Source organism: Phaeobacter sp. QD34_24 (assembly GCF_028890115.1).
In the GTDB taxonomy this organism is placed as follows: Bacteria; Pseudomonadota; Alphaproteobacteria; order Rhodobacterales; family Rhodobacteraceae; genus Phycobacter.
Genome location: NZ_JARCJD010000014.1, coordinates 24,281 through 46,794 on the forward strand (window position 1 = coordinate 24,281; position 22,514 = coordinate 46,794).

Here is a 22,514-nt window from a genome sequence, read left to right on the forward strand (position 1 = left end):
GCGCCCCTGCGTCTTTGAGATCAGAGCAGGTTCAAGAACGCCGCGATCTCATCGCGGCTGATCGACCAGTCGCAGACGAAACGCGCGGTGACCTCTTCATCATCCGGCCCTTCCAGCGGGCCATCCCACAGGTGATAGACGGCCCCGGCCTCCATCAGGCGCTTGTGGGTGCTGCGGGGCAGGGCGGCGAAAACCATGTTCGCATCCGGTTCCGACAGGAATGTGGCCCCGGCTTTGCGCAGCCCCTCGACCAGGACAGCGCAGGAGTCATTGGCGGCCTTGGCGCTGGACAGCCACAGGTCGTTGTCCAGATAGGCCAGCATCTGCGCCGACAGGTAGCGATGCTTGGAGAACAGATGCGCGCCGCGCTTGCGCCGCAGTTCGAATTCCCAGGCGTGTTTGGGATCGAAGAAGATCACCGCCTCAACCCCCATCAAACCGTTCTTGGTGCCGCCAAAGGAGACCGCATCCACGCCCGCCTTCCAGGTCATGTCCGCCGGAGAGCAGTTCAGCGCCACCAGCGCATTGGTGAAGCGCGCGCCATCCAGATGCACGGGCAGACCGTAGTCCTTGGCGACGGCGCAAAGGGCCGTCAGCTCGTCCAGGGAGTAGACCGACCCGCGTTCGGTGACCTGGGTGATCGAGACCGGCCCGCGCTGGGGCCCATGGACGCCGCGGGTCTCTTCGCCCGCGATGCTGTTGCGCAGCGCTTCGGGTGTCATCTTGTCGCCGCCGGGCACCAGCGTCAGTTTGGCGCCGCCCGTGTAGAACTCGGGGGCGTTGCATTCATCCTCGTGGATATGGGCCACGGGGCTGCAAAACACGGTCTGGAAAGGCTCGCAGAGGGTGGCCAGCGCCAGGGCGTTGGCGGCGGTGCCGGTGGCCACCAGGTAGATCGCCGCTTCGGGCGCCTCGAAGATGTCGCGCAGGCGCTGGCGCACGGCGTCCATCTGGGCATCTGCGCCATAACCCATGGCATAGCCCGTGTTGGCCGCGCTCAGCGCGTCCAGAACTTCGGGGTGGACGGGGCCGGAATTGTCAGAGGCAAAGAACATCAGATGGGCTCCTCAATGATGTAATCTTCCCAGTCTTCTTCTGGGGTGTCGAATTCGGAGACGGTCATGCCCTGCACCGAAACCCCCGCGTCATGCACCGAATCCGGATTGCCGGTGATCAGCGGGTGCCAGCCGGGCAGGGGCTTGCCCTGCCACAAGAGCCGATAGGCGCAGGTCTGCGGCATCCAATAGGCGTGGGTGTCCAGATTCTCGGGCTTCAGCACGATGCATTCGGGGATGAACTGGTGGCGGTTCTCATAGTGGGCGCAGCGGCAGGTCTGATCATCCAGCAGGCGGCAGGCCACGCGGGTGAGGGCAACCTCGCCCGTGTCCTCATCCTCCAGCTTGTTGAGGCAGCATTTGCCACAGCCATCACAAAGCGCCTCCCACTCGGCCGCGGACAGCTTGTCGAGCGGCTTCTTCTCCCAGAACCGGGGGGCAAGCCTGCTCATACGGCGGCCAGGATTTCGCGCGCCTTGGCGCAATCCGCATCCATCTGCGCAATCAGCCCCTCCAGCCCGTCGAACTTCATCTCCGGGCGCAGGTAGTCCACCAGCCCGACCGAGAGGGTCGCGCCATATAGGTCGCCGGTGAAATCGAACAGGAAGGTTTCGATATTGGGGTGATCACCGTTGAACATCGGCCGCACCCCGACAGAGGCGGCACCGTGGTAGCTGCCCTTGTGAGGGCCATCGAGCACGTCGACCAGCACCGCATAGACGCCGAATGCAGGCGGATGCAGCCCGTCGATGGACATGTTTGCGGTGGGAAAACCAAGGTCCCGCCCGCGCTGCTCTCCGCCCACGACAGTGCCTTCGATCCGGTGCCAATGGCCCAGCATGGCAGCGGCGTCGCGCGGGCGGCCATCGCTCAGCGCCTGGCGGATCGCGGTCGAAGAGACGGTATGTTCGGTGTATTCCATCAAGGGGGCGATGGTGACGCCAAAGCGCATGTCCCGGCCAAAGCGTATCAGATCCTCAGCGGTGCCCGCGCGCCCCTTGCCGAAACAGAAATCGGCGCCCACCACCACATGTTTGAGACCTAGGCCCTTGGCAAGAACCTTGCTTGCAAACTCTTCCGGCGTCAGCCCTGACAGGGCGGCGTTGAAGTTCAGCTGATAGAGCTTTTCCACCCCCAGCTTGCCCAGCCGCGAGGCCCGCGCAGCGGCGGACATCAGGCGAAAGGGCGGTGCGGCAGGGGCAAAGAATTCGCGCGGATGCGGCTCGAAGGTCACCACGCCAAGGGGGGCGTCCGGGGCGGCCTGGCGCGCCAGATCGATCACCGACCGATGGCCGCGGTGAACGCCATCGAAATTGCCGATCGCGACGCTGGCGCCGCGGTCCTGGCCTTCAACAAACTGGTAGTCACGAATGATGCGCATGGCGCCTGCCTAGCGCCCCGTGACGGGGCATGCAAGCGTGCCGTTGCGCATCATTGCGGCTGTGTCGGGGGCGGGAATGCGCCTTAGTCGAACTTGCGCGAGGGGGCCATGACCATGGCCTCGCCCACCAGGACCTTCTTACCATCGACCATGCAGCGGCAATCGAGCCGGACGCGGCGCTTGTCGATCTGGATGTCGGTCACTTCGACCTCGGCCAGAACCATGTCGCCGGGGCGCACCGGGGCAAGGAACTTCAAGGACTGGCTCATGTAGATGGTGCCATGGCCCGGCAGCTGTTCGCCGATCACGGCAGAGATCAGGCCGGCGGTCAGCATCCCATGGGCGATACGGCCTTCAAAGATGGTGTCACGGGCGTAATCGTCATCCATATGCACCGGGTTGTGGTCGGTGGAGACATCGGCGAACTTCTGGATGTCCTCATCCGTCACCACCTTGCGCAGGTAGCGGACCATGCCCATTTCAATGTCTTCGATGCAGATGGTTCCGCGTGGCAGATTGTCCAACATGCGCCCCTCCGGGTTTTCAGGCATCCGTGGATCCCCTTTGAAATTTTAGAGCGCCATGGCCCTTGGTTCTGCAACTTTATTACTTTGCAGGTGCAGAAAATCAAGGGCTTTCTGTTAGAATTACGCCTTAGCGCAGGCGGCCGATGGTGAAGGTCGGGGCGCTGTTTTCCCTTGCCAGGTAGTCTGTTAGGGCATCCGGATCTGGCTGGTGCGACGTTTTGGTTTCAGCTGCCGCAAGGCCACCGGAAATGAAAAGGGAATCGATTCCCTCGCCCATGGCGCCTGAAATATCGGTGTGCGGCCCGTCCCCGATCGCCAGAATGTCGCCATCGGCAATATCCTGACCCAATTCCGCCAGGCGGCGGCGGGCAAGATCGTAGATCGGCGGGTGCGGCTTGCCGAAGTAGAGGCTCTCGCCGCCCATTTCGGTATAGAGTCGGCCCAGGGCGCCGGCGCACCATTCGCGGGTCTCGCCGCGGTCCACCACGATATCGGGATTGGCACAGAGGAGTTTCATGCCCTTTTGCTTGGCATAGAGGAAGTCCGCCCGGTTCACATCCGGATCGGCCATCGGATCAAACGGGCCGCAGCAGACGATGCCGGTGGCCTCCTGCAGGGGCACGCGGGTGATCTCAACCGGCTTGTCGATCACATGCAGCGGTTCAAAGAAGCCCGCATCGCGCTGCCATTCGCCCATGAAATAGACCTTGTCACCCACCGCGCCGGTGAACATGGCGGCGCGGGCGGAATCGCCCGAGGTGGCGATGGTGTCATAGGCATCCTGCGGCACGCCGAACTGTTTCAACTGCTCGGCCACGCCTGCGCGCGGTTTCGGCGAGTTGGTCACCAGAACCACGATCCCACCGCGCTGACGATAGGTCTGCAGGGCGGCAACGGCCTCGGGGTAGGCGGTGATCCCGTTATGGACACAGCCCCAGAGATCGACAAAGAGCGCGCGATAGGGGGCAGAGACCTCGGCAAGGTTTTCGATGATGCGGGTCATGGGTTTGGCCTTTCCTGAGGGGGGCTGAGGGCTGCGCGGCAAGATATGACCGAGACGGGCGGTCTGTGCCACCGGGAATACCTGCCCGAATAGAAAAAGGCGCCGTGCGGGGCGCCTTTTCCATTGCTTCGAAGATCCAAGATCAGACCTTGAGGTTCGGGATGATCTGCTTCTTGCGGCTCATCACGCCGGGCAGGACAACGGTGTCGCCTGTGGCATCGGCATCAAAGCTTTTCTTGGCGACGGTTTTGACCAGGTCGTTGGGCACCAGCAGGGTGGCTTCCTCGTTCAGGATGTCCACCACGAAGAGCAGCACCTGATCGACGCCATCCTCGGACGCAACGGTGGTCATGCTTTCGATCAGCGAGGCCTTGCGGTCCAGCACGACGCCCGGCGCGGTGGTTTCCAGAACCGAGACGCGGAACTTGGTGCCGTCGACCTCGTATTCCTTCGAATCCATGCGGATCAGCTCGGCATCCGAGAAGGAGGAAACATCGGATTTCGCGGCAAACATTTCGGCTGCGTATTCGGCGATGTCGATGCCCAGTTCCGCGGCCAGTTTCTCGGCCACGGCACGGTCATGGTCGGTGGTGGTGGGCGAGCGGAACTCCAGCGTGTCGGACAGGATGCAGGTCAGCGCGGCGCCCTTGATGGGTTCCGGCATCTTCGCCATGTCGTCACCGATCAGGTCGTTCATGATGGTGGCGGTGCAGGCCAGCGGGCGGATGGTGATATCGATCGGACCCTTGGTTTCCAGGCCGCCAACCAGCTTGTGGTGGTCGATGATCGCCTGCACGTCGGCGCCATTGATATTGGCGGGCAGCTCGGCCGGGTTGTTGGTGTCCACGATCACCACGGGCTGGTCGTCGGCCACATCGGCGATGATCTCGGGCTTTTCCAGGCCCCAGCGCTCCAGCATGAAGGCGGCTTCGGTGTTGGGTTCACCCAGCAGTTTGGGCGCAGCCGCGATGCCTTTCACCTCATTCAGGTACCAGGCCCAGACGATGGGGGAGCCGGTGGAATCGGTGTCGGGGGATTTGTGGCCGAAAACGAGCGTGGTCATGATGCAATCCTGTAGATACGGGAGAATTTGCGCGCCTTATAGCAGGGCCGGGGCGTTTGTCACCCCATCACCGCCGCGCTGCGGCGCTTGGCCCATCGTAAGAATAGCTCGGGGCGAGAAAAGAGCGCCGACACCTTCTAACCTCTTGGCTTGTTTTGCCCCGCTCAAACTGTCAATCAATTCCTATGACACGCGAAGCAGATCTCTATCCCCCGATCAAGGCGCTCCTGGAGCGCCAAGGCTATGAGGTGAAAGGGGAGGTCGGCGCGGCGGATGTGGTGGCGCGGCGCGGCGATGAGGATCCGGTGATCGTGGAGCTGAAGCTACGGTTTTCCCTGTCGCTGTTCCATCAGGCGGTCACCCGGCAGGCGATCACCGATCTGGTCTACATTGCCGTGCCCAAGCCCAAGGGCAAGCAGGCGCGGCGGATGCTGAAGGACAATCTCTCTCTGTGTCGCCGACTTGGCCTCGGTCTGATCACGGTGCTGGCCGATGGCCGGGTCGAGGTCCAGTGCGATCCCGGCCCCTATGCGCCGCGCAAATCCAAGATCCGCAAGCAGCGGCTGCTGCGGGAGTTCGAGCGCCTGCGCGGAGATCCCAACGCGGGCGGCGCCACGCGCTATGGCATTGTCACCGCCTACCGGCAGGATGCGCTCGCCTGTGCGCAGCATCTGGCAGAGCACGGCGCCTGCAAGGGAGCGGATGTGGCCAAGGCCACCGGCGTCGGGCGGGCCACGACGCTGATGCGGGACAATCATTACGGCTGGTTCGAAAAGGTGGAAAAGGGCATCTACGCCCTCAGCGATCAGGGCCGCACCGGCTTAGCGGACTGGGATCACAGTCTTTCTTGACCCCAGTCCCGATCTGTCCGGGCAGTGCTGCAAAGCAGCATGCTGATTTCCGGGCAAGGCGGGTCAATTTTCTTGCATCTAACCTGTTGACTCGCTCCCGGGTGCTGCCTAGCTATTGCTCCGTTAGCACTCACCCGGTGTGAGTGATAACGCCTCTGCGGGGAGCAGGGGCTGACCAGAAAAACAACCTTTGAGCCTATTAAGGAGCTGCAAAGATGGCATTGAAACCGCTTCATGACCGCGTGCTGGTACGCCGCACCGAAAGCGAAGAGAAAACCGCTGGCGGGCTGATCATCCCCGATAGCGCCAAGGAAAAGCCCTCGGAAGGCGTTGTTGTCGCCACCGGCGAAGGCGCGCGCAAGGACAGCGGCGAGCTGATCGCCATGGCCGTGAAGGCCGGTGACAAGATCCTGTTCGGAAAATGGTCCGGCACCGAGGTCACCGTCGACGGCGAAGAGCTGCTGATGATGAAGGAAAGCGACATCATGGGCATCATCGAGTAAGCCCGCAGGCTTCTCTGATCCCATCATAATCGCTGACAAACACAGATTTTCTCTAGGAGAGTGAAACATGGCTGCTAAGGACGTCAAATTCGACACCGATGCCCGCAACAAGATGCTGAAGGGTGTGAACATCCTCGCAGATGCCGTCAAGGTGACCCTGGGCCCCAAAGGCCGCAACGTGGTTCTGGATAAATCCTTCGGCGCGCCGCGCATCACCAAGGACGGTGTGTCGGTTGCCAAGGAAATCGAACTGGAAGACAAGTTCGAGAACATGGGCGCCCAGATGGTGAAGGAAGTCGCTTCCCGCACCAACGACGAAGCCGGTGACGGCACCACCACCGCGACCGTTCTGGCCCAGGCGATCGTCAAGGAAGGCCTGAAGCAGGTCGCTGCCGGTCTGAACCCGATGGACCTGAAGCGCGGCATCGACATGGCCACCTCCAAGGTCGTCGAAGCGATCAAGGAAATGGCGCGTCCGGTGAACGACTCTGCTGAAGTTGCGCAGGTCGGCACCATCTCCGCCAACGGCGAAGCCGAGATCGGCCAGCAGATCGCAGACGCGATGCAGAAGGTCGGCAACGAAGGTGTCATCACCGTCGAAGAGAACAAAGGCATGGAAACCGAGACCGACGTGGTCGAAGGCATGCAGTTCGACCGTGGCTACCTGTCGCCCTACTTCGTCACCAACCCCGACAAGATGATCGCAGATCTTGATGACTGCATGATCCTGCTGCACGAGAAGAAACTCTCTTCCCTGCAGCCGATGGTTCCGCTGCTCGAGCAGGTGATCCAGTCCCAGAAGCCGCTGCTGATCATCGCCGAAGACGTCGAAGGCGAAGCGCTGGCAACCCTGGTTGTGAACAAACTGCGTGGCGGTCTGAAAATCGCAGCCGTCAAGGCACCGGGCTTCGGCGATCGCCGCAAGGCCATGCTGCAGGACATCGCGATCCTGACCGGCGGTCAGGTCATCTCCGAAGATCTGGGCATGAAACTCGAGTCCGTCACCATGGACATGCTGGGCACCGCCAAGAAGGTCGAGATCACCAAGGACGAGACCACCATCGTTGATGGCGCAGGCGAGAAGGCCGAGATCGAAGCACGTGTTGCCCAGATCCGCACCCAGATCGAAGAGACCTCTTCCGATTACGACCGTGAGAAGCTGCAGGAACGCGTTGCCAAACTGGCAGGTGGTGTTGCCGTGATCCGCGTCGGCGGCATGACCGAAGTGGAAGTGAAAGAGCGCAAAGACCGTGTGGACGATGCTCTGAACGCGACCCGCGCAGCCGTGCAGGAAGGCGTGATCGTCGGCGGTGGTGTTGCTCTGGTTCAGGCGGGCAAAGGCCTTGAAGGTCTGACCGGTGCCAACGCAGACCAGAACGCCGGTATCGCCATCGTGCGCCGCGCGATCGAAGCTCCGCTGCGCCAGATCGCCGAAAACGCAGGTGTTGACGGTGCGGTTGTCGCGGGCAAGGTCCGCGAATCCACTGACAAGAACTTCGGCTACAACGCTCAGACCGATGAATATGGCGACATGTTCAAGTTCGGCGTGATCGACCCGGCGAAAGTGACCCGTACCGCTCTGGAAGACGCGGCATCGGTTGCAGGCCTGCTGATCACCACCGAAGCCATGGTTGCTGACAAGCCCGCCAAAGAAGGCGCGGCAGGCGGCGGCATGCCCGACATGGGCGGCATGGGCGGCATGGGCGGCATGATGTAAGTCACGCCATCCAGCTGGATGAATTAGGGGTCGCCTTCGGGCGGCCCCTTTTTCATGGGGCTCAAAATGCTGGGTAGCATTTTGAGCCCGATTTCAATGTCTGAGAAGTCTGCCGTATTTGAGAAATTGAAAACGGGCCAATAATCGCTTGGTCGCCTGGGGTATCGTCCCTTACGCTTTGCGTGTTTAACGATACGATTGCAGGGGGGAAATCATGAAGGTATTGAGAAACATGGCCGCGATTGCGGGTTTGTTGACGGTTGCAGGGGCCGTCAGCGCCGACAGTCTGAGATGGACCATTCGCAGCGACTATCCGCATATCGTCAGCCTCGAATTCTACAGTCAGGACTACAACCGGGCCTGGCCGGGGAATGGGAAGGTCTACATTCTGGATGACTACAATCCGCAAGAGTATGTGCTCAGCTGCGAGACAGGCGAAACCATCTGTTATGGCGCCTGGGTGCGCGGCAATGAAACCCAGTACTGGGGTGTTGGCCTCAACAACTCGCAACGCTGCAATGACTGTTGCTACACCTGCGGATACGGTGATACCGACCTGCGTATTCTAAACCGATAGGCGCGGTATTCCGGCCTGACTTGGAGGCCGGATTTTGAAACTTGTAAGCCTTGTTCTGCTGGTCCTGATCGCCTTTGCCGCCAATTCCGTCCTGGGCCGCATGGCGATCGGATGGGGCCATATGGATGCCTTGGGGTTTGGGCTCTTGCGTCTTGCCTCCGGTGCGGGTGCGCTTGTTCTGCTGCTTTGGCTACAGGTCTTGCGGTCCGGGCGCCTGCAGGGGGGCGGGTTGCTGACGGGCGGCGCCACGACGGTGTGGGAGGCCCTGAAGGGTGGCGCGGCGCTGACGCTCTATATGATCGGCTTTTGCCTGGCATACAAAGGGCTGGATGCGGGGCTGGGGGCACTGATCCTGTTCGGGGTGGTGCAGATTTCCATGTTCGGATGGGGTGCCTTGCGGGGCAGCCGGACCACCACAGGGCAGGTGCTGGGGGCTGCTCTGGCCTTTGCCGGTCTTGCCTTCGTGGTCTGGCCCAGCGGTCCGGTGCAGGTGCCGCTGGGGGCGTCACTGCTGATGGCCGCCAGCGGAGTGGGCTGGGCGGCCTATACCCTGTTGGGGCGCGGTGCGGGCGATCCCCTGCGCGCGACGGCAACGAATTTCCTTGTGGCGACAGCAATGATGCTGCCCGTCGTCGCGGTGCTGTTCGCGCAGCTGCACGTCACCGCAACCGGACTTGCCCTTGCGGTGCTGTCCGGGGCGGTCACCTCCGGTCTGGGCTATGCGCTGTGGTACCGGGTCCTGCCGCAGCTGCAGCCTGCCGTGGCCGCCACCATCCAGCTGAGCGTTCCGGTCCTGGCCATCCTGGGCGGTGCGCTCGTCCTGGCTGAACCCGTCGGTCTGCGCCTTATCCTGGGCACCACGGCGGTTCTGGGCGGCATTGCCCTGGTGATCTGGGCGGCTCCAAAACGGGCATAGGGGCTTTCGGCGAGATCTGGAACATCCTATCTGAACGGCATGAAATCACTGCTTTCCTCCCTGTTGATGGGCCTTTCGGGGCTGTTGCCGATACCGGCCATGGCCGATTGCGTGATCCTGCTGCATGGGCTTGCCCGCAGCGAAGCGTCGTTTGCGGTGATGGAGGATGTGTTGATCGGGCGCGGCATGGATGTGGTGCGCCCGGGCTATGCCTCCACGAAGCTGCCGGTTGCCGATCTGGCGGAGCAGGTGCTGCCAGAGGCCTTTGCCACATGCGGTGCGCAGCCGGTGCATCTGGTCACCCACTCCATGGGCGGGATCCTGCTGCGCCATTGGCTGCAGCACAATCACCCGGATAGCCTGGCTCGTGTCGTCATGCTTGGCCCGCCCAACCAAGGCAGTGAACTGGTGGATGAACTGGGCGACTGGGAGGTTTTTGGCCTGATCAACGGTCCTGCGGGCCTGCAGCTGGGCACGGCTCCGGACAGCCTGCCGAACCGGCTGCCGCCCGTCGATTTCCCCCTGGGCGTGATCGCGGGGAATGTCTCGCTCAACCCGGTGTTTTCAAACCTCATTCCCGGGCCGGATGATGGCAAGGTCTCGGTCGAGCGCACCCGGGTTGCAGGCATGGCGGATCATATCGTGCTGCCCGTGACCCATACCTTCATGATGAACAACCCGCTGGTGATCGCGCAGACCCTGCATTTCCTGGGGCATGGGCGGTTTGACCCCGAGATGGGCTTTCTGGATGCGCTGCTTGGCATGCCCGAAGGCTTGTGCGATGACGACGCCTGTAGCGGTGCGGCAGCAGAGGATCAGGCGCGTGAAGACCCTTGAGATGACCCTGCAGGGCGGTGATGTCCTGCTGCCCGAGGGGCTGGCCCAAGGCGGCGTGCTCAGCATTGCCGATGGGGCGGTTGTATCCGAACCCGCAGGGCGCACAGTAGACCTGTCGGGTTATCTCGTGCTGCCGGGCATCATCGACCTCCATGGCGATGGGTTCGAGCGCCACCTGGCGCCCCGGCGCGGCGCCATGAAGCAGATGGACGAAGGCGTGATCGCTACCGAGGCAGAGCTGGCCGCAAACGGGATCACCACCGCCGTTCTGGCACAGTTTCACAGCTGGGAAGGGGGCCTCAGATCGCCGGACTATGCCGATCAGGTCTTTGCTGCCATTGCCGCCGTGCGGGACCGCCTGGTGACGGATATCCTGCCGCAGCTGCGGTTCGAGACCCATATGCTGGACGACTACGCAGACCTGCCTGCGCGCCTTGCGGCAAGCGGCGTGAATTATGTCGTCTTCAACGATCACCTGCCGCACGACCGGCTGGCGGCGGGCAAGAAGCCTGCGCGTCTGGTCGGGCAGGCGCTGAAGGCGGGGCGCAACCCGGATGTGCATTGGCAGATGTTGCAGGACATGCACGCGCGGAGCGATGAGGTTCCGGCCGCCCTCGACGCGATCTGCGCGGAGTTGTCGGCCATGGGGCTGCGTCTGGGCAGTCATGACGATCACAGCGCCGCGGTACGGGCCGAATGGCGCGCGCGCGGCGTGCGGATCAGCGAATTTCCCGAAACGCTGGAGGCGGCAGAGGCCGCGCGGGCGGCGGGCGATCATATCATCCTCGGCTCTCCGAATGTGGTGCGGGGCGGATCGCACAAGGGCAATGTCTCGGCCATCGAGTTGATTGCCATGGGGCTGTGCGATGCCATTGCCTCGGATTACCACTACCCGAGCCCGCGCCGTGCCGCATTGTTGCTGGCGCGCTCCGGGGTGATGGATCTGGCGGGCGCCTGGGCGCTGGTCTCCTCGGGGCCTGCCGCCGTGCTGGGGCTCAAGGATCGCGGCGTTCTGGCGCCGGGCCAGCGCGCCGATGTGCTGATCCTGGAGAAGGACAGCCAGCGGGTTGCGGCGACGCTATCGGCTGGACGGGTCAGCTACATGAGCGGCGATATCGCCGCGCGGTTCTTCGGGTAAGGCCATTCGGGCCGGGTTCGGGCCGGGGGAGCGCAGCGCATCACGCCCGGCAGGCGGGCCCTCTTTGCTGCGCCCGAAACCCGCCGCTGGCGGGTTTCGGAGGCGTGTCGCCAGCGGGCGGTTACTTCTGGGGGCGAAGGACCCGGTTGAAGTGACCCATTTTGCGGCCCGGCTTGGCTTCGGCCTTGCCATAAAGGTGGATGGCGCAGTCGCGCGCGCGCGCGAGGTCCGGAATGCGATCCACATCCGCGCCGATCAGGTTCTCCATCACGACATCGCTGTGACGCTGCCCATCGCCCAAGGGCCAGCCGACAACGGCCCGGATGTGCTGTTCGAACTGGTCCACGGCGCAGCCGTTCTGGGTCCAATGGCCGGAGTTATGAACGCGCGGGGCGATCTCATTGACCACCAGACCGCCGCCGGTGACAAAGAGTTCCACCCCCATCACGCCCACATAGTCGAGTGCATTCAGGATCTTGGCGGCGATCAGCACCGCATCCATGCGCTGGCTCTGGCTGAGGCGGGCGGGCACCGTGGTGGTGTGCAGGATGCCGTCGCGGTGCACGTTCTCGCCGGGATCGAAACAGGCGACCTCGCCACTGGGGCTGCGGGCGGCAATGACCGAAACCTCGTGGGAGAAGTCGACAAAGCCTTCAAGGATGGCCGGTGCCCCCGCGAGGGAGGCGAGGGCCGCTGCGGCATCGTCGGTGGTCCTGATGCGGGCCTGTCCCTTGCCGTCATAGCCGAAGCGCCGCGTTTTCAGGATGGCCGGGGCGCCGATCCGTTCCAGTGCCGCGTCAAGATCGGCCTGACCGGTGATATCGGCAAAGGGCGCGGTCTGCAGGCCAAGCTCCTGGAGGAATGTCTTCTCGGTCAGCCGGTCCTGCGACACCCGCAGCGCCTCGCGCCCGGGGCGGATCGGGCGATGCCGCTCCAGCACATCCAGGGCTGCGGTGGGGATGTTCTCGAACTCATAGGTGATGACATCGACGGAGGCGGCAAACGCGGCAAGGGCGGCTTCATCCTCGTAAGGGGCGGTTGTCACCTGGTGGGCCACATCGCCAGCGGGCGGGTTGGCGCCGGGCTCGAAGATGTGCGTTTTGAAGCCAAGGCGGGAGGCTGCGACGGAGAGCATCCGCCCCAGCTGGCCGCCGCCAAGGATGCCGATGGTGGCACCCGGCTGCAAGGGATCAGTCATCGCTCGGCTCCTCCGGGATGGATGCAGACAGTGCGGCGCGCCAGTCGTCCAGCCGCTGCGCCAGGGCCGGATCCTGCAAGGCGAGGATCCCTGCGGCCATGAGACCTGCATTGGCTGCCCCTGCGGCGCCGATGGCCATGGTGGCGACCGGGAAGCCTTTTGGCATCTGGACGATGGAATAGAGCGAATCCACCCCCGACAGGGCGCGGGTCTGGACCGGCACGCCAACCACCGGCACACGGGTCTTGGAGGCCACCATGCCCGGCAGATGCGCCGCGCCTCCGGCACCGGCGATGATCACCTGCAGGCCGCGCTCGGCTGCGGTCTTGCCATAGGTCCAGAGCCGATCCGGGGTGCGATGGGCCGAGACGATCTTGGCCTCGTAGGGCACGCCCAGCTCATCCAGGATGGTGGCGGCTTCTTTCATCGTGGGCCAATCCGACTGGCTGCCCATGATGATGCCCACTTTGATGTCAGCGGTGGTATCTGGCATGTGATCCGGTCCTGTCATGCCGCAGGCCGTGCAGGGCCTGCTCGGGTGGAAGGAGCGCGCACTATAGTCGAAGTCGCCTGCGGTGCAATGCGGCAATGAGGGCAAGGGGCGGTTCAATCCGCAGAGACATCATGCGGCACAGGGAAGCGATGCTGTCTGTCGATACCGCAGCGCGCGCAGGCGCGCTGCCGGGCCCAAGGCTTTTGCCTGCGGCAGCGCAGCTGCCGATCTGCAATAGGCGCGGGAGCTTCCGCGCCTCTACCAAGGAAATCTGTGGATGTGAGAGGTATAAAGCCTGAAAACTCGCTCCGGCTGACCGGCCAAGCTATGCGTCAGATCTGGAGGTGAATGTGATCGTCATGACGGGCCGCGCGGCATCCCTGGAAGCGGATCTTGCTATTCGTCAGGTCAAGGCGGGAAGCCAGATGCGGTTCGATGAACAGCTTTTTCACTCTGGGGTCGGCCACCAGTATTTCGACGACGCGCTTGGTTCTGGCATCATCCAGCGGCCAGTCGGGCCATAGTGGCTGCAACCAGTGCAGATCCCACCGCAGTGATGGCCAGGCCTTGGGGCAATGGGTCGGCCCATCCTCAAAGGCGAAATACCCGATCGGGCTTTTGCTGGTTTCGCGGCGATTGCCGTTCCCGTCTTTGTAGAAAAGGGCGATATCGACCTTGCCGCCATCATCATGTGACAGATGCGGCAAGAGCGGGAAGCCATCCAGAAACGGGAAATTTGCATCGAGCACCTGAATGTTTGAACCGGGAAATTCAGCTTCGAACCTGCCCGAAGCCGTCTTCAAGGCATCCAGAAGCTCGGGGGCCATGTAGTTGCGGTTGGCGGCGCAGAACACCCAGGCCTTCATCTGCAGCCCGCCTTGATTCCAACAGTGCAGCGGGACGCGGTTGCCGAGCGGAGCAAGGCCGATGGCAGCGCCCCAAAGCGCCAGATAGGCTAATGCAAACACCAGGGCGCGCCGACGAAACAAAAGCGCGATCAGCCAGGCGATGCCGCCCAACTGCGTCAGGACCGTCAATAAGGCGAAAATGCAGCCATGTACTAAAACGCGCTTCATCGCCTCTACCCTGTCATCGGACATGCTGCATTGCAACGCTACCGGGGCCAGCCCATGCCATGCTTCGACCTACCGCTACAACACGAAGGAAATGTGCCTTTCGGGAGGGGGTCAGGCGATAATATCGGGGGTCAGGCGGTCTTCGATCAGGGCGATCTTGTCTTTCAGGACCAGCTTCTGCTTCTTCAGCCGCCGGAGGGTCAACTGATCCGCCGTACCACGCTCCTGCAGGGCGGCGATCGCCTCGTCCAGATCGCGGTGCTGCCTGCGAAATACCTCAAGTTCAACCTTCAACACATCGTCGGTCTTCATCGAGATATCGGTAGGGGCGTTCATTGGCGACTCAGGAGCTGATGAAAGATGCGAGGATCAAGATACTTCGTTAACGGCTTTTCGGCTAGTCCTATGCGTCCACGCTCTTGAGAAATCAGCAGAACTTACCATATCCTGTAAGAGCGGTGCCCGGATCGGGGCCGCAAGACTATCCGTCGCTTTCGAACAAAGGACGTAACACGTGTCGAAACTTACCTTGGGCTCTTACCCGCATATGCTGGGGTTCGAGCAGCTTGAACGCCTCCTGGAACGCTCGGCCAAATCCGGCAACGAGGGCTATCCTCCCTATAATATCGAGCAGACCTCGGATCATTCCTATCGCATCACCCTGGCCGTGGCCGGGTTTGCCGAGGAGGATCTCGCCATCACAGTGGAAGACCGGCAACTGGTGATCCGGGGCCGTCAGCGCGATGACAGCGACGGCCGGGTCTTCCTGCACCGGGGCATCGCCGCGCGCCAGTTTCAGCGCATGTTCGTCCTCGCCGATGGGGTCGAAGTGGGCGAGGCGCTGATGGAAAACGGGTTGCTGCACGTGGATCTGACCCGTGCCCGCCCGGAAACCGTCGTTCAGACCATCAACATTCGCAAAGGCTAAGGGAAAGGGGTAAGAGATGCATACACCGTTCGATTTCAACGAGACCGGCAAGCGGATCGTTTACGTGAAGGCCGTGGATGTGGCAGACCTGCCGGCCGATGTTCAGGCCGGGGCCCATGGGCGCAAGCAGCTTTATGCGGTGCATGACGCCGAAGGCGAGCAGCTGGCGCTGGTCGCCGACCGCCGCATGGCCTTTGTGCTGGCGCGCCAGAACGATCTGTCGCCCGTTACGGTTCACTGAGCCAGAAGGGCCCGGCGTTTATCCCGGCCATCTGATGACGCTGGCACATGTGCCGTCGCGCCGCTAGTCTTGCGGCGCGACACGAGGAATTTAACGGGGCGCGGGATATGACGTCTTTTCCATTTGATTGGGTCGATGCGTTTTCGGATCGCCCCTTTGGCGGCAATGGCTGCGCGGTGGTCCACGGCGGCGCGGTCTTGCCTGAAGAGGTCTGCACCGGTTTCGTGCGCGAGACCTCCCTGGTCGAATGCACCTTCACCGGTCCTTCGGATGTGGCGGACGTCAAGGTGCGCTATTTCCTGGCCAGCCGGGAAATTCCCTTTGCCGGTCATCCGACCCTGGCGACTGTCGCAGCGCTGAAGGATCGCGGGCTGATCACCGGTCCTTCGGTCACGCTTGAGACCGGCGCGGGCATCGTGCCGGTGCAGATCAAGGATGATCTGATCGAGATGACGCAGGTCGCGCCGCAGTTTGGCTCAACGGCGGATCCTGCACTGGTGGCCGCGGCCGTTTCACTGCCGGTAGAGGCCATCGTGGGCGTGCCGCAAAAGGTCTCCACGGGGTTGCCCTTCTGCATCACCGTTCTGAAGGATCGCGCGGCGCTGGATGCGGCCCGGTTGGATGTGGCGGCCCTGGCGCGCCTGACCAAGTCCCTGGGCGCTGCGGGCACCGACATGATGGAGCCCTTCCTGGTCACCCTCGATGGAGCAACGGCGCAAGGGGACACCTATTCCCGCCTGCTGATGGCACCGCCCAGCCCGCCGGAGGATCCTTTCACCGGATCGGCCACCGGTGCGATGGCCGCCTATCTGTGGAAGCATGGGCTGATGGAGAAGGACAGTTTTGTCGCCGAACAGGGGCATGGACTTGGCCGCCCCGGACAGGCGTGGGTCAGCCGGATTGGCGCCGCGCAGGCGCCGGACGGGGTGCGCGTCGCGGGCAAGGGCTTTGTGCTGATGCGCGGGACTGTCGACCTTCCGTCGCAGGCTTGACGCACCCTGCGCGCCGTGCGCATGTGCCGCCTGTCACTGGAAGGCCCGCGATCATGATTGAACCTGCAATTGCCGTTCTGCCCTATGGGGGCAAGCTGGGCCGGGGGCTGGCCGCGCGGCCTTTGGCAGATCTGCAGTGGCCGCTGGGATGCCCGGCGAGGCTTGAAGGTGGTGTCGTGGGGGATCTGTCCCCGGATGACCATCTGATCGTTTACGCCAAGACCGCGATGCACATTCAGCCGAATTGGAATTGCCGCGCGCATGTCTCTTTGATGGTGATGGAGCCCAAGGCCATCTCGCATTTCCATCATCGCATGCTGCGGATCACGCATCGGCGGTTCTTTCGCGTGTTTACCCATGATCCGGATCTGTTGCAGCGCCTGCCCAATGCGCTGTTCCTGCCCTTTGGTACCACCTGGGTTCCCGATTGGCAGGACCGTCGCCTTGAAAAGTCCGAAGATCTCTCGTTGATCGCCTCGGCCAAGCGCGATCTGGAGGGGCACCAGCTACGCCACCAGATGGTGGAGTTCCTGCGCCAGGAACGGCCCGATGCCAGGATCCTGGGACGGGGCTATACGCCGTTTGAGGTCAAGGCAGACGGGTTGGCGCCTTTCCGCTACTCCGTGGTGATCGAGAATGTGCAGGAGCCGAACTACTTCAGCGAGAAGCTGATCGATGCCATTCTCTGTGAAACGGTGCCGATCTATTGGGGCTGCCCGAATATCGAGACCTTCTTTGATACCCAGGGCATCATCTGCTGTAGTGGGCTGGCGGATCTGAAGGCTGCCGTCCGCAGCATCAGCGAAGAGGATTACCAGCGCCGCCTGCCTGCGCTGCGCGCCATCAAGTCGCTGGCTGCGGATCTTGGCGATTTGCCGCGGCGCGCGGCTGAGTCCCTGCGGGATAGTCTGTAGGGCGCGGCGGGGTCGGGGGCGTCACTTCCTTTTCGCGTGTCTCCGCTTGCAGGCGGCTAAACCGTCCGGCCATAGGTCCCAAACGACTTCGGCCCGCCAGGGGCGGGCCGAAGTACGATCTAGGCAGCAGGATCAGGCGCTGATCAGCCCCATGCTTTCCAGCTTCAGCAGAACCTGATGGGCGCAGTTGTCGACCTCGACATTCTCGGTCTCGACGCTCAGCTCGGGGTTCACGGGCACATCATAGGGATCGGAGATGCCGGTGAATTCCTTGATCTTGCCTTCGCGCGCCAGCTTGTAAAGGCCCTTGCGGTCACGACGTTCGCATTCTTCGATCGTGGTGGCGACGTGAACCTCGACGAAGGCGCCGAACTGTTCGATGTCCTCGCGCACCGCGCGGCGGGTGCTGGCATAGGGGGCGATCGGAGCACAGATGGCGATGCCGCCGTTCTTGGTGATTTCCGAGGCCACATAGCCGATGCGGCGGATGTTGAGGTCGCGGTGCTCTTTCGAGAAGCCCAGTTCCGAAGACAGGTTCTTGCGCACGATGTCGCCATCCAGAAGCGTCACCGGACGACCGCCCATCTCCATCAGCTTGACCATCAGCGCGTTGGCGATGGTGGATTTGCCGGAACCGGAGAAGCCGGTGAAGAAGACGGTGAAGCCCTGCTTGCTGCGCGGCGGCTTGGTGCGGCGCAACTCCTTCACCACCTCGGGGAAGGAGAACCACTCGGGGATTTCCAGGCCTTCGGCCAGACGGCGACGCAGCTCGGTGCCCGAGATGTTCAGGATGGTCACGTCATCCTTGTCGGCGATCTCGTCGGCGGGTTCGTACTGGGCGCGCTCCTGCACATAGACCATGTGCTTGAAGTCGACCATTTCGCAGCCGATTTCCGACTGGTGCGCACGGTAGAGTTCCTGCGCGTCATAGGGGCCGTAGAAGTCTTCACCGGCAGAGTTCTTGCCGGGGCCGGCGTGGTCGCGGCCAACGATGAAGTGGGTGCAGCCGTGGTTGGCGCGGATCAGCCCGTGCCAGACCGCCTCGCGCGGGCCGGCCATGCGCATGGCCAGGTTCAGCAGCGACATGGTGGTGGTGGACTGGGGGTATTTGTCCAGAACCGCCTCGTAGCAGCGCACGCGGGTGAAGTGATCCACGTCGCCCGGCTTGGTCATGCCGACCACCGGGTGGATCAGCAGGTTGGCCTGCGCTTCTTTCGCGGCGCGGAAGGTCAGCTCCTGGTGCGCACGGTGCAGCGGGTTGCGGGTCTGGAAGGCAACCACTTTGCGCCAGCCCAGCTTGCGGAAATAGGCGCGCAGCTCGTTCGGGGTGTCGCGGCGACCACGGAAGTCATAGTGGACGGGCTGCTGGATGCCGGTCACGGGACCGCCCAGGTAGATCTTGCCCGCGGTGTTGTGCAGGTAGTTCACCGCCGGGTGCGCGTCGTCATCGGCGCCAAAGACCTTTTCCGCCTCGCGGGATTTGTTCGGCTCCCACTTGTCGGTGACGGTCATGGTTGCCAGGATCACGCCTTCCTGGTCACGCAGGGCGATGTCCTGACCCAGTTCGACCGAGGAGGCAAAGTCTTCGGAGACATCCAGGGTGATCGGCATCGGCCACAGCGTGCCATCGGTCAGGCGCATGTTCTCGACGACGCTGTCGTAGTCTTTTTCGCCCAGGAAGCCCTTCAGCGGGTTGAAGCCGCCGTTCATCAGCAGTTCCAGGTCGCAGATCTGGCGCGGGGACAGATCATGGCTGGTGAGGTCTGCGGCCTCGACCTTCAATTTCTGGGCGCTGTCGTAGGAGACATATAGCTCGGGGATGGGAGCAAGGTTGTTTTGCATCAATTTGGTCCTGTGCTTGAAAGGTTCGAGGCCGCTTGTCGTGCCGGTGAGCTCCGCGTGCAGAGCGTCATACTCGGCAAATTTACGGATCAGGAAGTTATCTCTGAGTCGGATCTGTTCCGCCGCGCCACGGGTGGTGATCTCATAGGCGAAGCGCTGGCGCCGGTCGGGGCCGTCACGTTCGGTGATTTTCACCAGTCCCGCCTCTGCCGCCGCCCGAAGGGCAGCGTTCAGACGCCCCAGGGATACGCCAACAGCCTGGGCCGTCGCGCGCTGAGAGGCGTCCGGTGCAGCTTCCAGCTGGCGCAGCATGCGGAACAGGAGATCTTCCTCTTCCGGCGTGCCGGGTTTTTCGGCGGTGATTGGCATTTGCGACTCAAAGTGTGTTCACGGGTGAACGCATTGCATATCTTGCACCTGCAGCAAAGCGCAATTTATCCACAATGCGGCGAAAAAGACCGGCGTTTCCCAATTGCAACGATATTGGAACGCCGTGACCGCAGATCCCGGTGCAGCGGAACGCAGCGGCAGATCCTGAAACGGGAGTGGGCCTGAAGCAAACAAAAGGGCGCCGTAGCAATAACGACGCCCTTGCTGGTGTTCAAAAGCCCGGGGCGGGAGACCCATGTGATCTGCGCCCCGGCCAGTGCCTGATGGCCCTAGTCTTCCTGTTCGGCCAGGAACCGCTCGGCGTCCAGGGCGGCCATGCAGCCCATGCCGGCCGAGGTCACCGCCTGGCGGTACTTGTGATCGGTCAGATCACCCGCGGCAAAGACACCCGGCACCGAGGTCTCGGTGGAGCCGGGCTTGACCTTGACGTAGCCGCCGTTGTGCAGCTCCAGCACGTCCTTGACCAGTTCGGTCGCCGGGGCATGGCCAATGGCCACAAAGACGCCCTTGCAGGGGATCTCCGAGATCTCGCCGGTCTCGACGTGTTTGACCTTGACGCCTTCGACGCCCAGCGGGCTGTCGGTGCCGATGACTTCCTCCAGCTGGTGGAACCACAGCGGTTCGATCTTGGGGTTCTTCATCAGGCGATCCTGCAGGATCTTTTCGGCGCGCAGCTCGTCACGGCGGTGGATCAGCGTGACCTTGGAGGCAAAGTTGGTCAGGAACAGCGCCTCTTCGACGGCGGTGTTGCCGCCGCCGATCACCACGATCTCCTGGCCGCGATAGAAGAAGCCGTCACAGGTGGCGCAGGCCGAGACGCCAAAGCCCTTGAATTTCTCCTCCGAGGGTAGGCCCAGCCATTTGGCGCGGGCGCCGGTCGCCAGGATCACCGCATCGGCGGTATAGGTGGTGCCGCTGTCGCCCTTGGCGGTGAAGGGGCGCTGGCTGACATCCAGATCGGTGATGATATCGCCGATGATCTCGCAGCCCATCGCCTTGGCATGGTCCTGCATCCGTACCATCAGATCCGGGCCCTGAACCTCGGTATCGCCGGGCCAGTTTTCCACCTCGGTGGTGGTGGTCAGCTGGCCGCCGGGTTCGATGCCCTGCACCAGAATGGGTTCCAGCATCGCGCGGGAGGCATAGACCCCCGCCGTATATCCGGCCGGGCCGGACCCGATGATCAATACCTTGGTGTGGCGAGTCTCGCTCATCTCAATTTCCCCAGATCCGTGTTTGGCGGGCAGCCCGCCGTCAGGAGATGGATATAACGGCACTGGAAGGCCGCTTAAACCCCCGGCATCGTCTTCGTGACTTCGCCGTCATTCTGGGCAGCTTGATCTTGTCGCCAGCAAAGAATATTTCCCGCCAGTGAAATAATATTGCGCGCTGCAACGGCGCTGATATAAGAAACGCAAACTGACGGGAGCTTCCACAATGGTCACAACACGCCTTGATCCGATCGATCGCAAGATTTTGTCGGAACTGCAGGCCGACGGGCGCATGACCAATGTGGAACTGGCCAAGCGGGTGGGCATTTCGGCACCGCCTTGCCTGCGCCGCGTGCGCGCCCTGGAAGAGGCCGGTCTGATCCGCGGCTACCACGCCGAGGTCAATAGCCGAGAATTGGGCTTTGAGGTCCAGGTCTTTGCCATGGTGGGGCTGGAAAGCCAGGCCGAGGCGGAACTCAGCGCCTTTGAGGAGAAATGCCGCAGCTGGCCCCTGGTGCGGGAGTGTCACATGCTGAACGGCGAGGTGGATTTCATCCTGAAATGCGTCTCTCCCGATCTCAGCACCTTTCAGAGCTTCCTGACCGGTGAGCTGTTGACCACGCCGAATGTGGCCAGCGTCAAGACGTCATTGGTGATCCGCGGCGCCAAGGATGAACCGGGCGTGCCCTTTGATGTGCTGGAAGATCGCCTGTCACGGGAAGCCTGATCCGATCACCGACTGCTCTGATGCGCGGGCCTGATACGCCGTTCCGATACTTGGCCCTGCTCCCTTGTCCGGGTCAGATTTCGGCGCGTTTGAAGGCCAGCGGGCCAAAATCCGAAACGCTGTCGGCATGGCTGAACAGGTTCAGGAACAGGGTCTTGATGGCGTAGCTGACCATCTTCAGCGCGTCCGGCCCTGGGTGGTAGGTCTCGAACTCCAGCCCTCCGACCTGGATCACCGCATGGCGGGGCAGGCAGAGGTGATACATCTCCACCACCGTCGGCGGCGAGGTCTCAAAGATATTCATGCCGTCCTGAAAGGCCTGCACAGGGGTCAGAAGCTTTTGCTCTTCGGTGCCGTTGCGCATATGGGGCGGCGTGCACAGGAGCCGGGCCGCAGGGCCTGCCACAACGCAGGACATCGGTTTTTGCATGCCGAAACTGTCGGCCATGAAGCTGGTCAGCGGGTGCCGCTGCCCTTTTGAGTCGGCGCGGGCGGGAACCAGGCTGGTGGAACCTTTCCACACCAGCGGCTGACAGCCGCCATCCTGGGTGACAATCCTGTCGCCGGGCCAGAGATCCTCGATGGCGACCGGACCATGCTCGGTCTGCACCAGCGAGCCGCGGGTAAAGGCGCAAAAGGCGTTTTCAAACAGCGGCAGCGCCGGAGCGATGTGACGGGTTTGTGCAACCGTGCCGTTTGTCAGAAGCGCGCTGACTTCGAACCGTCGCAACTGCGGCTTGTTGGCCATGCGCAGGGCGGCCGGATCCTGCAGCAGTGCAGAGGCCTCGGCGGCCGTGGCGGCGGCGTGGTGCAACGATTGAGGCGTATTCATCACGTCAGGCCTTTCTCAAATCGGTTCCAATTCGCGCTCCGATAGAGACCGATCAGAGCATAGCGGGCTGTGGTTTCGCGCAGAGAACCCGGACTCTTCAAA

The 22,514-nt window shown here is 62.7% G+C and carries 25 protein-coding genes; 12 read left to right on the forward strand and 13 right to left on the reverse strand.

Going from position 1 to position 22,514, the window contains the following annotated elements:
• Positions 1-20: 20 nt before the first annotated feature.
• The 6 genes from PXK07_RS12405 to PXK07_RS12430 form a co-directional block, all read right to left on the reverse strand.
• Positions 21-1,055: a threonine aldolase family protein gene (locus PXK07_RS12405; RefSeq protein ID WP_274848635.1), complete on the reverse strand. Its 1,035-nt coding sequence runs from the start codon at positions 1,053-1,055 to the stop codon at positions 21-23.
• Entirely contained in the window at positions 1,055-1,507 is a 453-nt protein-coding gene (locus PXK07_RS12410; RefSeq protein WP_274848636.1) for a YcgN family cysteine cluster protein, read from the reverse strand. The genes PXK07_RS12405 and PXK07_RS12410 overlap by 1 nt, the downstream gene beginning before the upstream one ends.
• Entirely contained in the window at positions 1,504-2,436 is a 933-nt protein-coding gene (locus tag PXK07_RS12415; RefSeq protein WP_274848637.1) for a bifunctional riboflavin kinase/FAD synthetase, read from the reverse strand. Before PXK07_RS12415 ends, PXK07_RS12410 begins: the two co-directional genes overlap by 4 nt.
• An 83-nt stretch (positions 2,437-2,519) precedes the next feature.
• Positions 2,520-2,963, reverse strand: coding sequence for a MaoC family dehydratase (locus tag PXK07_RS12420; RefSeq protein ID WP_192964012.1), 444 nt, complete (start codon positions 2,961-2,963; stop codon positions 2,520-2,522).
• A 127-nt stretch (positions 2,964-3,090) separates the two neighbouring features.
• Positions 3,091-3,966 (reverse strand): TIGR01459 family HAD-type hydrolase, encoded by an 876-nt coding sequence (locus PXK07_RS12425; RefSeq protein WP_274848638.1) that lies wholly within the window; start codon positions 3,964-3,966, stop codon positions 3,091-3,093.
• Positions 3,967-4,108: 142 nt separating this feature from the next.
• Entirely contained in the window at positions 4,109-5,029 is a 921-nt protein-coding gene (locus tag PXK07_RS12430) for a manganese-dependent inorganic pyrophosphatase (RefSeq protein WP_274848639.1), read from the reverse strand.
• Positions 5,030-5,214: 185 nt separating this feature from the next.
• Here PXK07_RS12430 and PXK07_RS12435 point away from each other — a divergent pair, with 185 nt between their 5' ends.
• The 7 genes from PXK07_RS12435 (at position 5,215) to PXK07_RS12465 (ending at position 11,568) form a co-directional block, all read left to right on the forward strand.
• Positions 5,215-5,880, forward strand: a complete 666-nt coding sequence (locus tag PXK07_RS12435) for a DUF2161 domain-containing phosphodiesterase (protein ID WP_274848640.1) — start codon at positions 5,215-5,217, stop codon at positions 5,878-5,880.
• A gap of 215 nt (positions 5,881-6,095) precedes the next feature.
• Positions 6,096-6,383 carry a co-chaperone GroES gene (locus PXK07_RS12440; protein WP_192963993.1) on the forward strand — a complete coding sequence of 96 codons (288 nt, stop codon included), beginning with the start codon at positions 6,096-6,098 and terminating at the stop codon, positions 6,381-6,383.
• A gap of 67 nt (positions 6,384-6,450) precedes the next feature.
• Positions 6,451-8,100 (forward strand): chaperonin GroEL, encoded by a 1,650-nt coding sequence (groL, locus tag PXK07_RS12445; RefSeq protein ID WP_274848641.1) that lies wholly within the window; start codon positions 6,451-6,453, stop codon positions 8,098-8,100.
• 214 nt (positions 8,101-8,314) lie between these two features.
• Entirely contained in the window at positions 8,315-8,677 is a 363-nt protein-coding gene (locus PXK07_RS12450; RefSeq protein WP_274848642.1) for a hypothetical protein, read from the forward strand.
• A 34-nt stretch (positions 8,678-8,711) separates the two neighbouring features.
• On the forward strand, positions 8,712-9,593 hold the full coding sequence (locus tag PXK07_RS12455) for a DMT family transporter (RefSeq protein WP_274848643.1): 882 nt from the start codon (positions 8,712-8,714) through the stop codon (positions 9,591-9,593).
• A gap of 39 nt (positions 9,594-9,632) precedes the next feature.
• The gene (locus tag PXK07_RS12460; protein WP_274848644.1) at positions 9,633-10,430 is read left to right on the forward strand and encodes an esterase/lipase family protein; all 798 of its coding nucleotides are present in this window, start codon (positions 9,633-9,635) and stop codon (positions 10,428-10,430) included.
• Positions 10,417-11,568 carry an alpha-D-ribose 1-methylphosphonate 5-triphosphate diphosphatase gene (locus PXK07_RS12465; protein WP_274848645.1) on the forward strand — a complete coding sequence of 384 codons (1,152 nt, stop codon included), beginning with the start codon at positions 10,417-10,419 and terminating at the stop codon, positions 11,566-11,568. Before PXK07_RS12460 ends, PXK07_RS12465 begins: the two co-directional genes overlap by 14 nt.
• 121 nt (positions 11,569-11,689) lie before the next feature.
• Here PXK07_RS12465 and PXK07_RS12470 read toward each other — a convergent pair whose 3' ends face one another.
• The 4 genes from PXK07_RS12470 to PXK07_RS12485 all read right to left on the reverse strand — a co-directional run bounded on the left by PXK07_RS12470 (position 11,690) and on the right by PXK07_RS12485 (position 14,671).
• Positions 11,690-12,766, reverse strand: a complete 1,077-nt coding sequence (locus PXK07_RS12470; protein WP_274848646.1) for a 5-(carboxyamino)imidazole ribonucleotide synthase — start codon at positions 12,764-12,766, stop codon at positions 11,690-11,692.
• Positions 12,759-13,259, reverse strand: a complete 501-nt coding sequence (gene purE, locus PXK07_RS12475) for a 5-(carboxyamino)imidazole ribonucleotide mutase (RefSeq protein WP_274848647.1) — start codon at positions 13,257-13,259, stop codon at positions 12,759-12,761. The genes PXK07_RS12470 and purE overlap by 8 nt, the downstream gene beginning before the upstream one ends.
• Positions 13,260-13,591: 332 nt before the next feature.
• Positions 13,592-14,359: a hypothetical protein gene (locus PXK07_RS12480; RefSeq protein ID WP_274848648.1), complete on the reverse strand. Its 768-nt coding sequence runs from the start codon at positions 14,357-14,359 to the stop codon at positions 13,592-13,594.
• 87 nt (positions 14,360-14,446) lie between these two features.
• A complete protein-coding gene (locus tag PXK07_RS12485) occupies positions 14,447-14,671 on the reverse strand; it encodes a YdcH family protein (protein ID WP_274848649.1) in 225 nt (74 codons plus the stop codon).
• A 178-nt stretch (positions 14,672-14,849) separates the two neighbouring features.
• Between PXK07_RS12485 and PXK07_RS12490 the strand changes: the two genes are divergently transcribed.
• From PXK07_RS12490 to PXK07_RS12505, 4 genes are all read left to right on the forward strand, one after another.
• The gene (locus tag PXK07_RS12490; protein WP_274848650.1) at positions 14,850-15,263 is read left to right on the forward strand and encodes an Hsp20 family protein; all 414 of its coding nucleotides are present in this window, start codon (positions 14,850-14,852) and stop codon (positions 15,261-15,263) included.
• Positions 15,264-15,279: 16 nt separating this feature from the next.
• The gene (locus tag PXK07_RS12495; protein ID WP_274848651.1) at positions 15,280-15,504 is read left to right on the forward strand and encodes a DUF1150 family protein; all 225 of its coding nucleotides are present in this window, start codon (positions 15,280-15,282) and stop codon (positions 15,502-15,504) included.
• Between the two features lie 107 nt (positions 15,505-15,611).
• Positions 15,612-16,496: a PhzF family phenazine biosynthesis protein gene (locus tag PXK07_RS12500; protein WP_274848652.1), complete on the forward strand. Its 885-nt coding sequence runs from the start codon at positions 15,612-15,614 to the stop codon at positions 16,494-16,496.
• 53 nt (positions 16,497-16,549) lie between these two features.
• Positions 16,550-17,410 carry a hypothetical protein gene (locus tag PXK07_RS12505; protein WP_274848653.1) on the forward strand — a complete coding sequence of 287 codons (861 nt, stop codon included), beginning with the start codon at positions 16,550-16,552 and terminating at the stop codon, positions 17,408-17,410.
• 132 nt (positions 17,411-17,542) lie between these two features.
• On the opposite strand, the gene PXK07_RS12510 is transcribed toward PXK07_RS12505, so the two are convergent.
• Together PXK07_RS12510 and trxB are read right to left on the reverse strand one after the other, a co-directional pair.
• A complete protein-coding gene (locus PXK07_RS12510) occupies positions 17,543-19,621 on the reverse strand; it encodes a bifunctional sulfate adenylyltransferase/adenylylsulfate kinase (protein ID WP_274848654.1) in 2,079 nt (692 codons plus the stop codon).
• Positions 19,622-19,911: 290 nt separating this feature from the next.
• A complete protein-coding gene (trxB, locus tag PXK07_RS12515) occupies positions 19,912-20,856 on the reverse strand; it encodes a thioredoxin-disulfide reductase (RefSeq protein WP_274848655.1) in 945 nt (314 codons plus the stop codon).
• Between the two features lie 223 nt (positions 20,857-21,079).
• On the opposite strand from trxB, the gene PXK07_RS12520 reads away from it, so the two are divergent.
• Positions 21,080-21,580, forward strand: a complete 501-nt coding sequence (locus PXK07_RS12520; RefSeq protein WP_274848656.1) for an Lrp/AsnC family transcriptional regulator — start codon at positions 21,080-21,082, stop codon at positions 21,578-21,580.
• 73 nt (positions 21,581-21,653) lie between these two features.
• On the opposite strand, the gene PXK07_RS12525 is transcribed toward PXK07_RS12520, so the two are convergent.
• A complete protein-coding gene (locus tag PXK07_RS12525) occupies positions 21,654-22,412 on the reverse strand; it encodes a Hint domain-containing protein (RefSeq protein ID WP_274848657.1) in 759 nt (252 codons plus the stop codon).
• Positions 22,413-22,514: the final 102 nt, after the last annotated feature.

What these genes read in the sequence shown, in the direction of transcription:
- PXK07_RS12405 (WP_274848635.1), bottom strand. Translation starts at nt 1,055, where the DNA reads ATGTTCTTTGCCTCTGACAATTCCGGCCCCGTCCACCCCGAAGTTCTG.
- PXK07_RS12410 (WP_274848636.1), bottom strand. Translation starts at nt 1,507, where the DNA reads ATGAGCAGGCTTGCCCCCCGGTTCTGGGAGAAGAAGCCGCTCGACAAG.
- PXK07_RS12415 (WP_274848637.1), bottom strand. Translation starts at nt 2,436, where the DNA reads ATGCGCATCATTCGTGACTACCAGTTTGTTGAAGGCCAGGACCGCGGC.
- PXK07_RS12420 (WP_192964012.1), bottom strand. Translation starts at nt 2,963, where the DNA reads ATGTTGGACAATCTGCCACGCGGAACCATCTGCATCGAAGACATTGAA.
- PXK07_RS12425 (WP_274848638.1), bottom strand. Translation starts at nt 3,966, where the DNA reads ATGACCCGCATCATCGAAAACCTTGCCGAGGTCTCTGCCCCCTATCGC.
- PXK07_RS12430 (WP_274848639.1), bottom strand. Translation starts at nt 5,029, where the DNA reads ATGACCACGCTCGTTTTCGGCCACAAATCCCCCGACACCGATTCCACC.
- PXK07_RS12435 (WP_274848640.1), top strand. Translation starts at nt 5,215, where the DNA reads ATGACACGCGAAGCAGATCTCTATCCCCCGATCAAGGCGCTCCTGGAG.
- PXK07_RS12440 (WP_192963993.1), top strand. Translation starts at nt 6,096, where the DNA reads ATGGCATTGAAACCGCTTCATGACCGCGTGCTGGTACGCCGCACCGAA.
- groL (WP_274848641.1), top strand. Translation starts at nt 6,451, where the DNA reads ATGGCTGCTAAGGACGTCAAATTCGACACCGATGCCCGCAACAAGATG.
- PXK07_RS12450 (WP_274848642.1), top strand. Translation starts at nt 8,315, where the DNA reads ATGAAGGTATTGAGAAACATGGCCGCGATTGCGGGTTTGTTGACGGTT.
- PXK07_RS12460 (WP_274848644.1), top strand. Translation starts at nt 9,633, where the DNA reads ATGAAATCACTGCTTTCCTCCCTGTTGATGGGCCTTTCGGGGCTGTTG.
- PXK07_RS12470 (WP_274848646.1), bottom strand. Translation starts at nt 12,766, where the DNA reads ATGACTGATCCCTTGCAGCCGGGTGCCACCATCGGCATCCTTGGCGGC.
- purE (WP_274848647.1), bottom strand. Translation starts at nt 13,259, where the DNA reads ATGCCAGATACCACCGCTGACATCAAAGTGGGCATCATCATGGGCAGC.
- PXK07_RS12480 (WP_274848648.1), bottom strand. Translation starts at nt 14,359, where the DNA reads ATGTCCGATGACAGGGTAGAGGCGATGAAGCGCGTTTTAGTACATGGC.
- PXK07_RS12485 (WP_274848649.1), bottom strand. Translation starts at nt 14,671, where the DNA reads ATGAACGCCCCTACCGATATCTCGATGAAGACCGACGATGTGTTGAAG.
- PXK07_RS12495 (WP_274848651.1), top strand. Translation starts at nt 15,280, where the DNA reads ATGCATACACCGTTCGATTTCAACGAGACCGGCAAGCGGATCGTTTAC.
- PXK07_RS12500 (WP_274848652.1), top strand. Translation starts at nt 15,612, where the DNA reads ATGACGTCTTTTCCATTTGATTGGGTCGATGCGTTTTCGGATCGCCCC.
- PXK07_RS12505 (WP_274848653.1), top strand. Translation starts at nt 16,550, where the DNA reads ATGATTGAACCTGCAATTGCCGTTCTGCCCTATGGGGGCAAGCTGGGC.
- PXK07_RS12510 (WP_274848654.1), bottom strand. Translation starts at nt 19,621, where the DNA reads ATGCCAATCACCGCCGAAAAACCCGGCACGCCGGAAGAGGAAGATCTC.
- trxB (WP_274848655.1), bottom strand. Translation starts at nt 20,856, where the DNA reads ATGAGCGAGACTCGCCACACCAAGGTATTGATCATCGGGTCCGGCCCG.
- PXK07_RS12520 (WP_274848656.1), top strand. Translation starts at nt 21,080, where the DNA reads ATGGTCACAACACGCCTTGATCCGATCGATCGCAAGATTTTGTCGGAA.
- PXK07_RS12525 (WP_274848657.1), bottom strand. Translation starts at nt 22,412, where the DNA reads ATGAATACGCCTCAATCGTTGCACCACGCCGCCGCCACGGCCGCCGAG.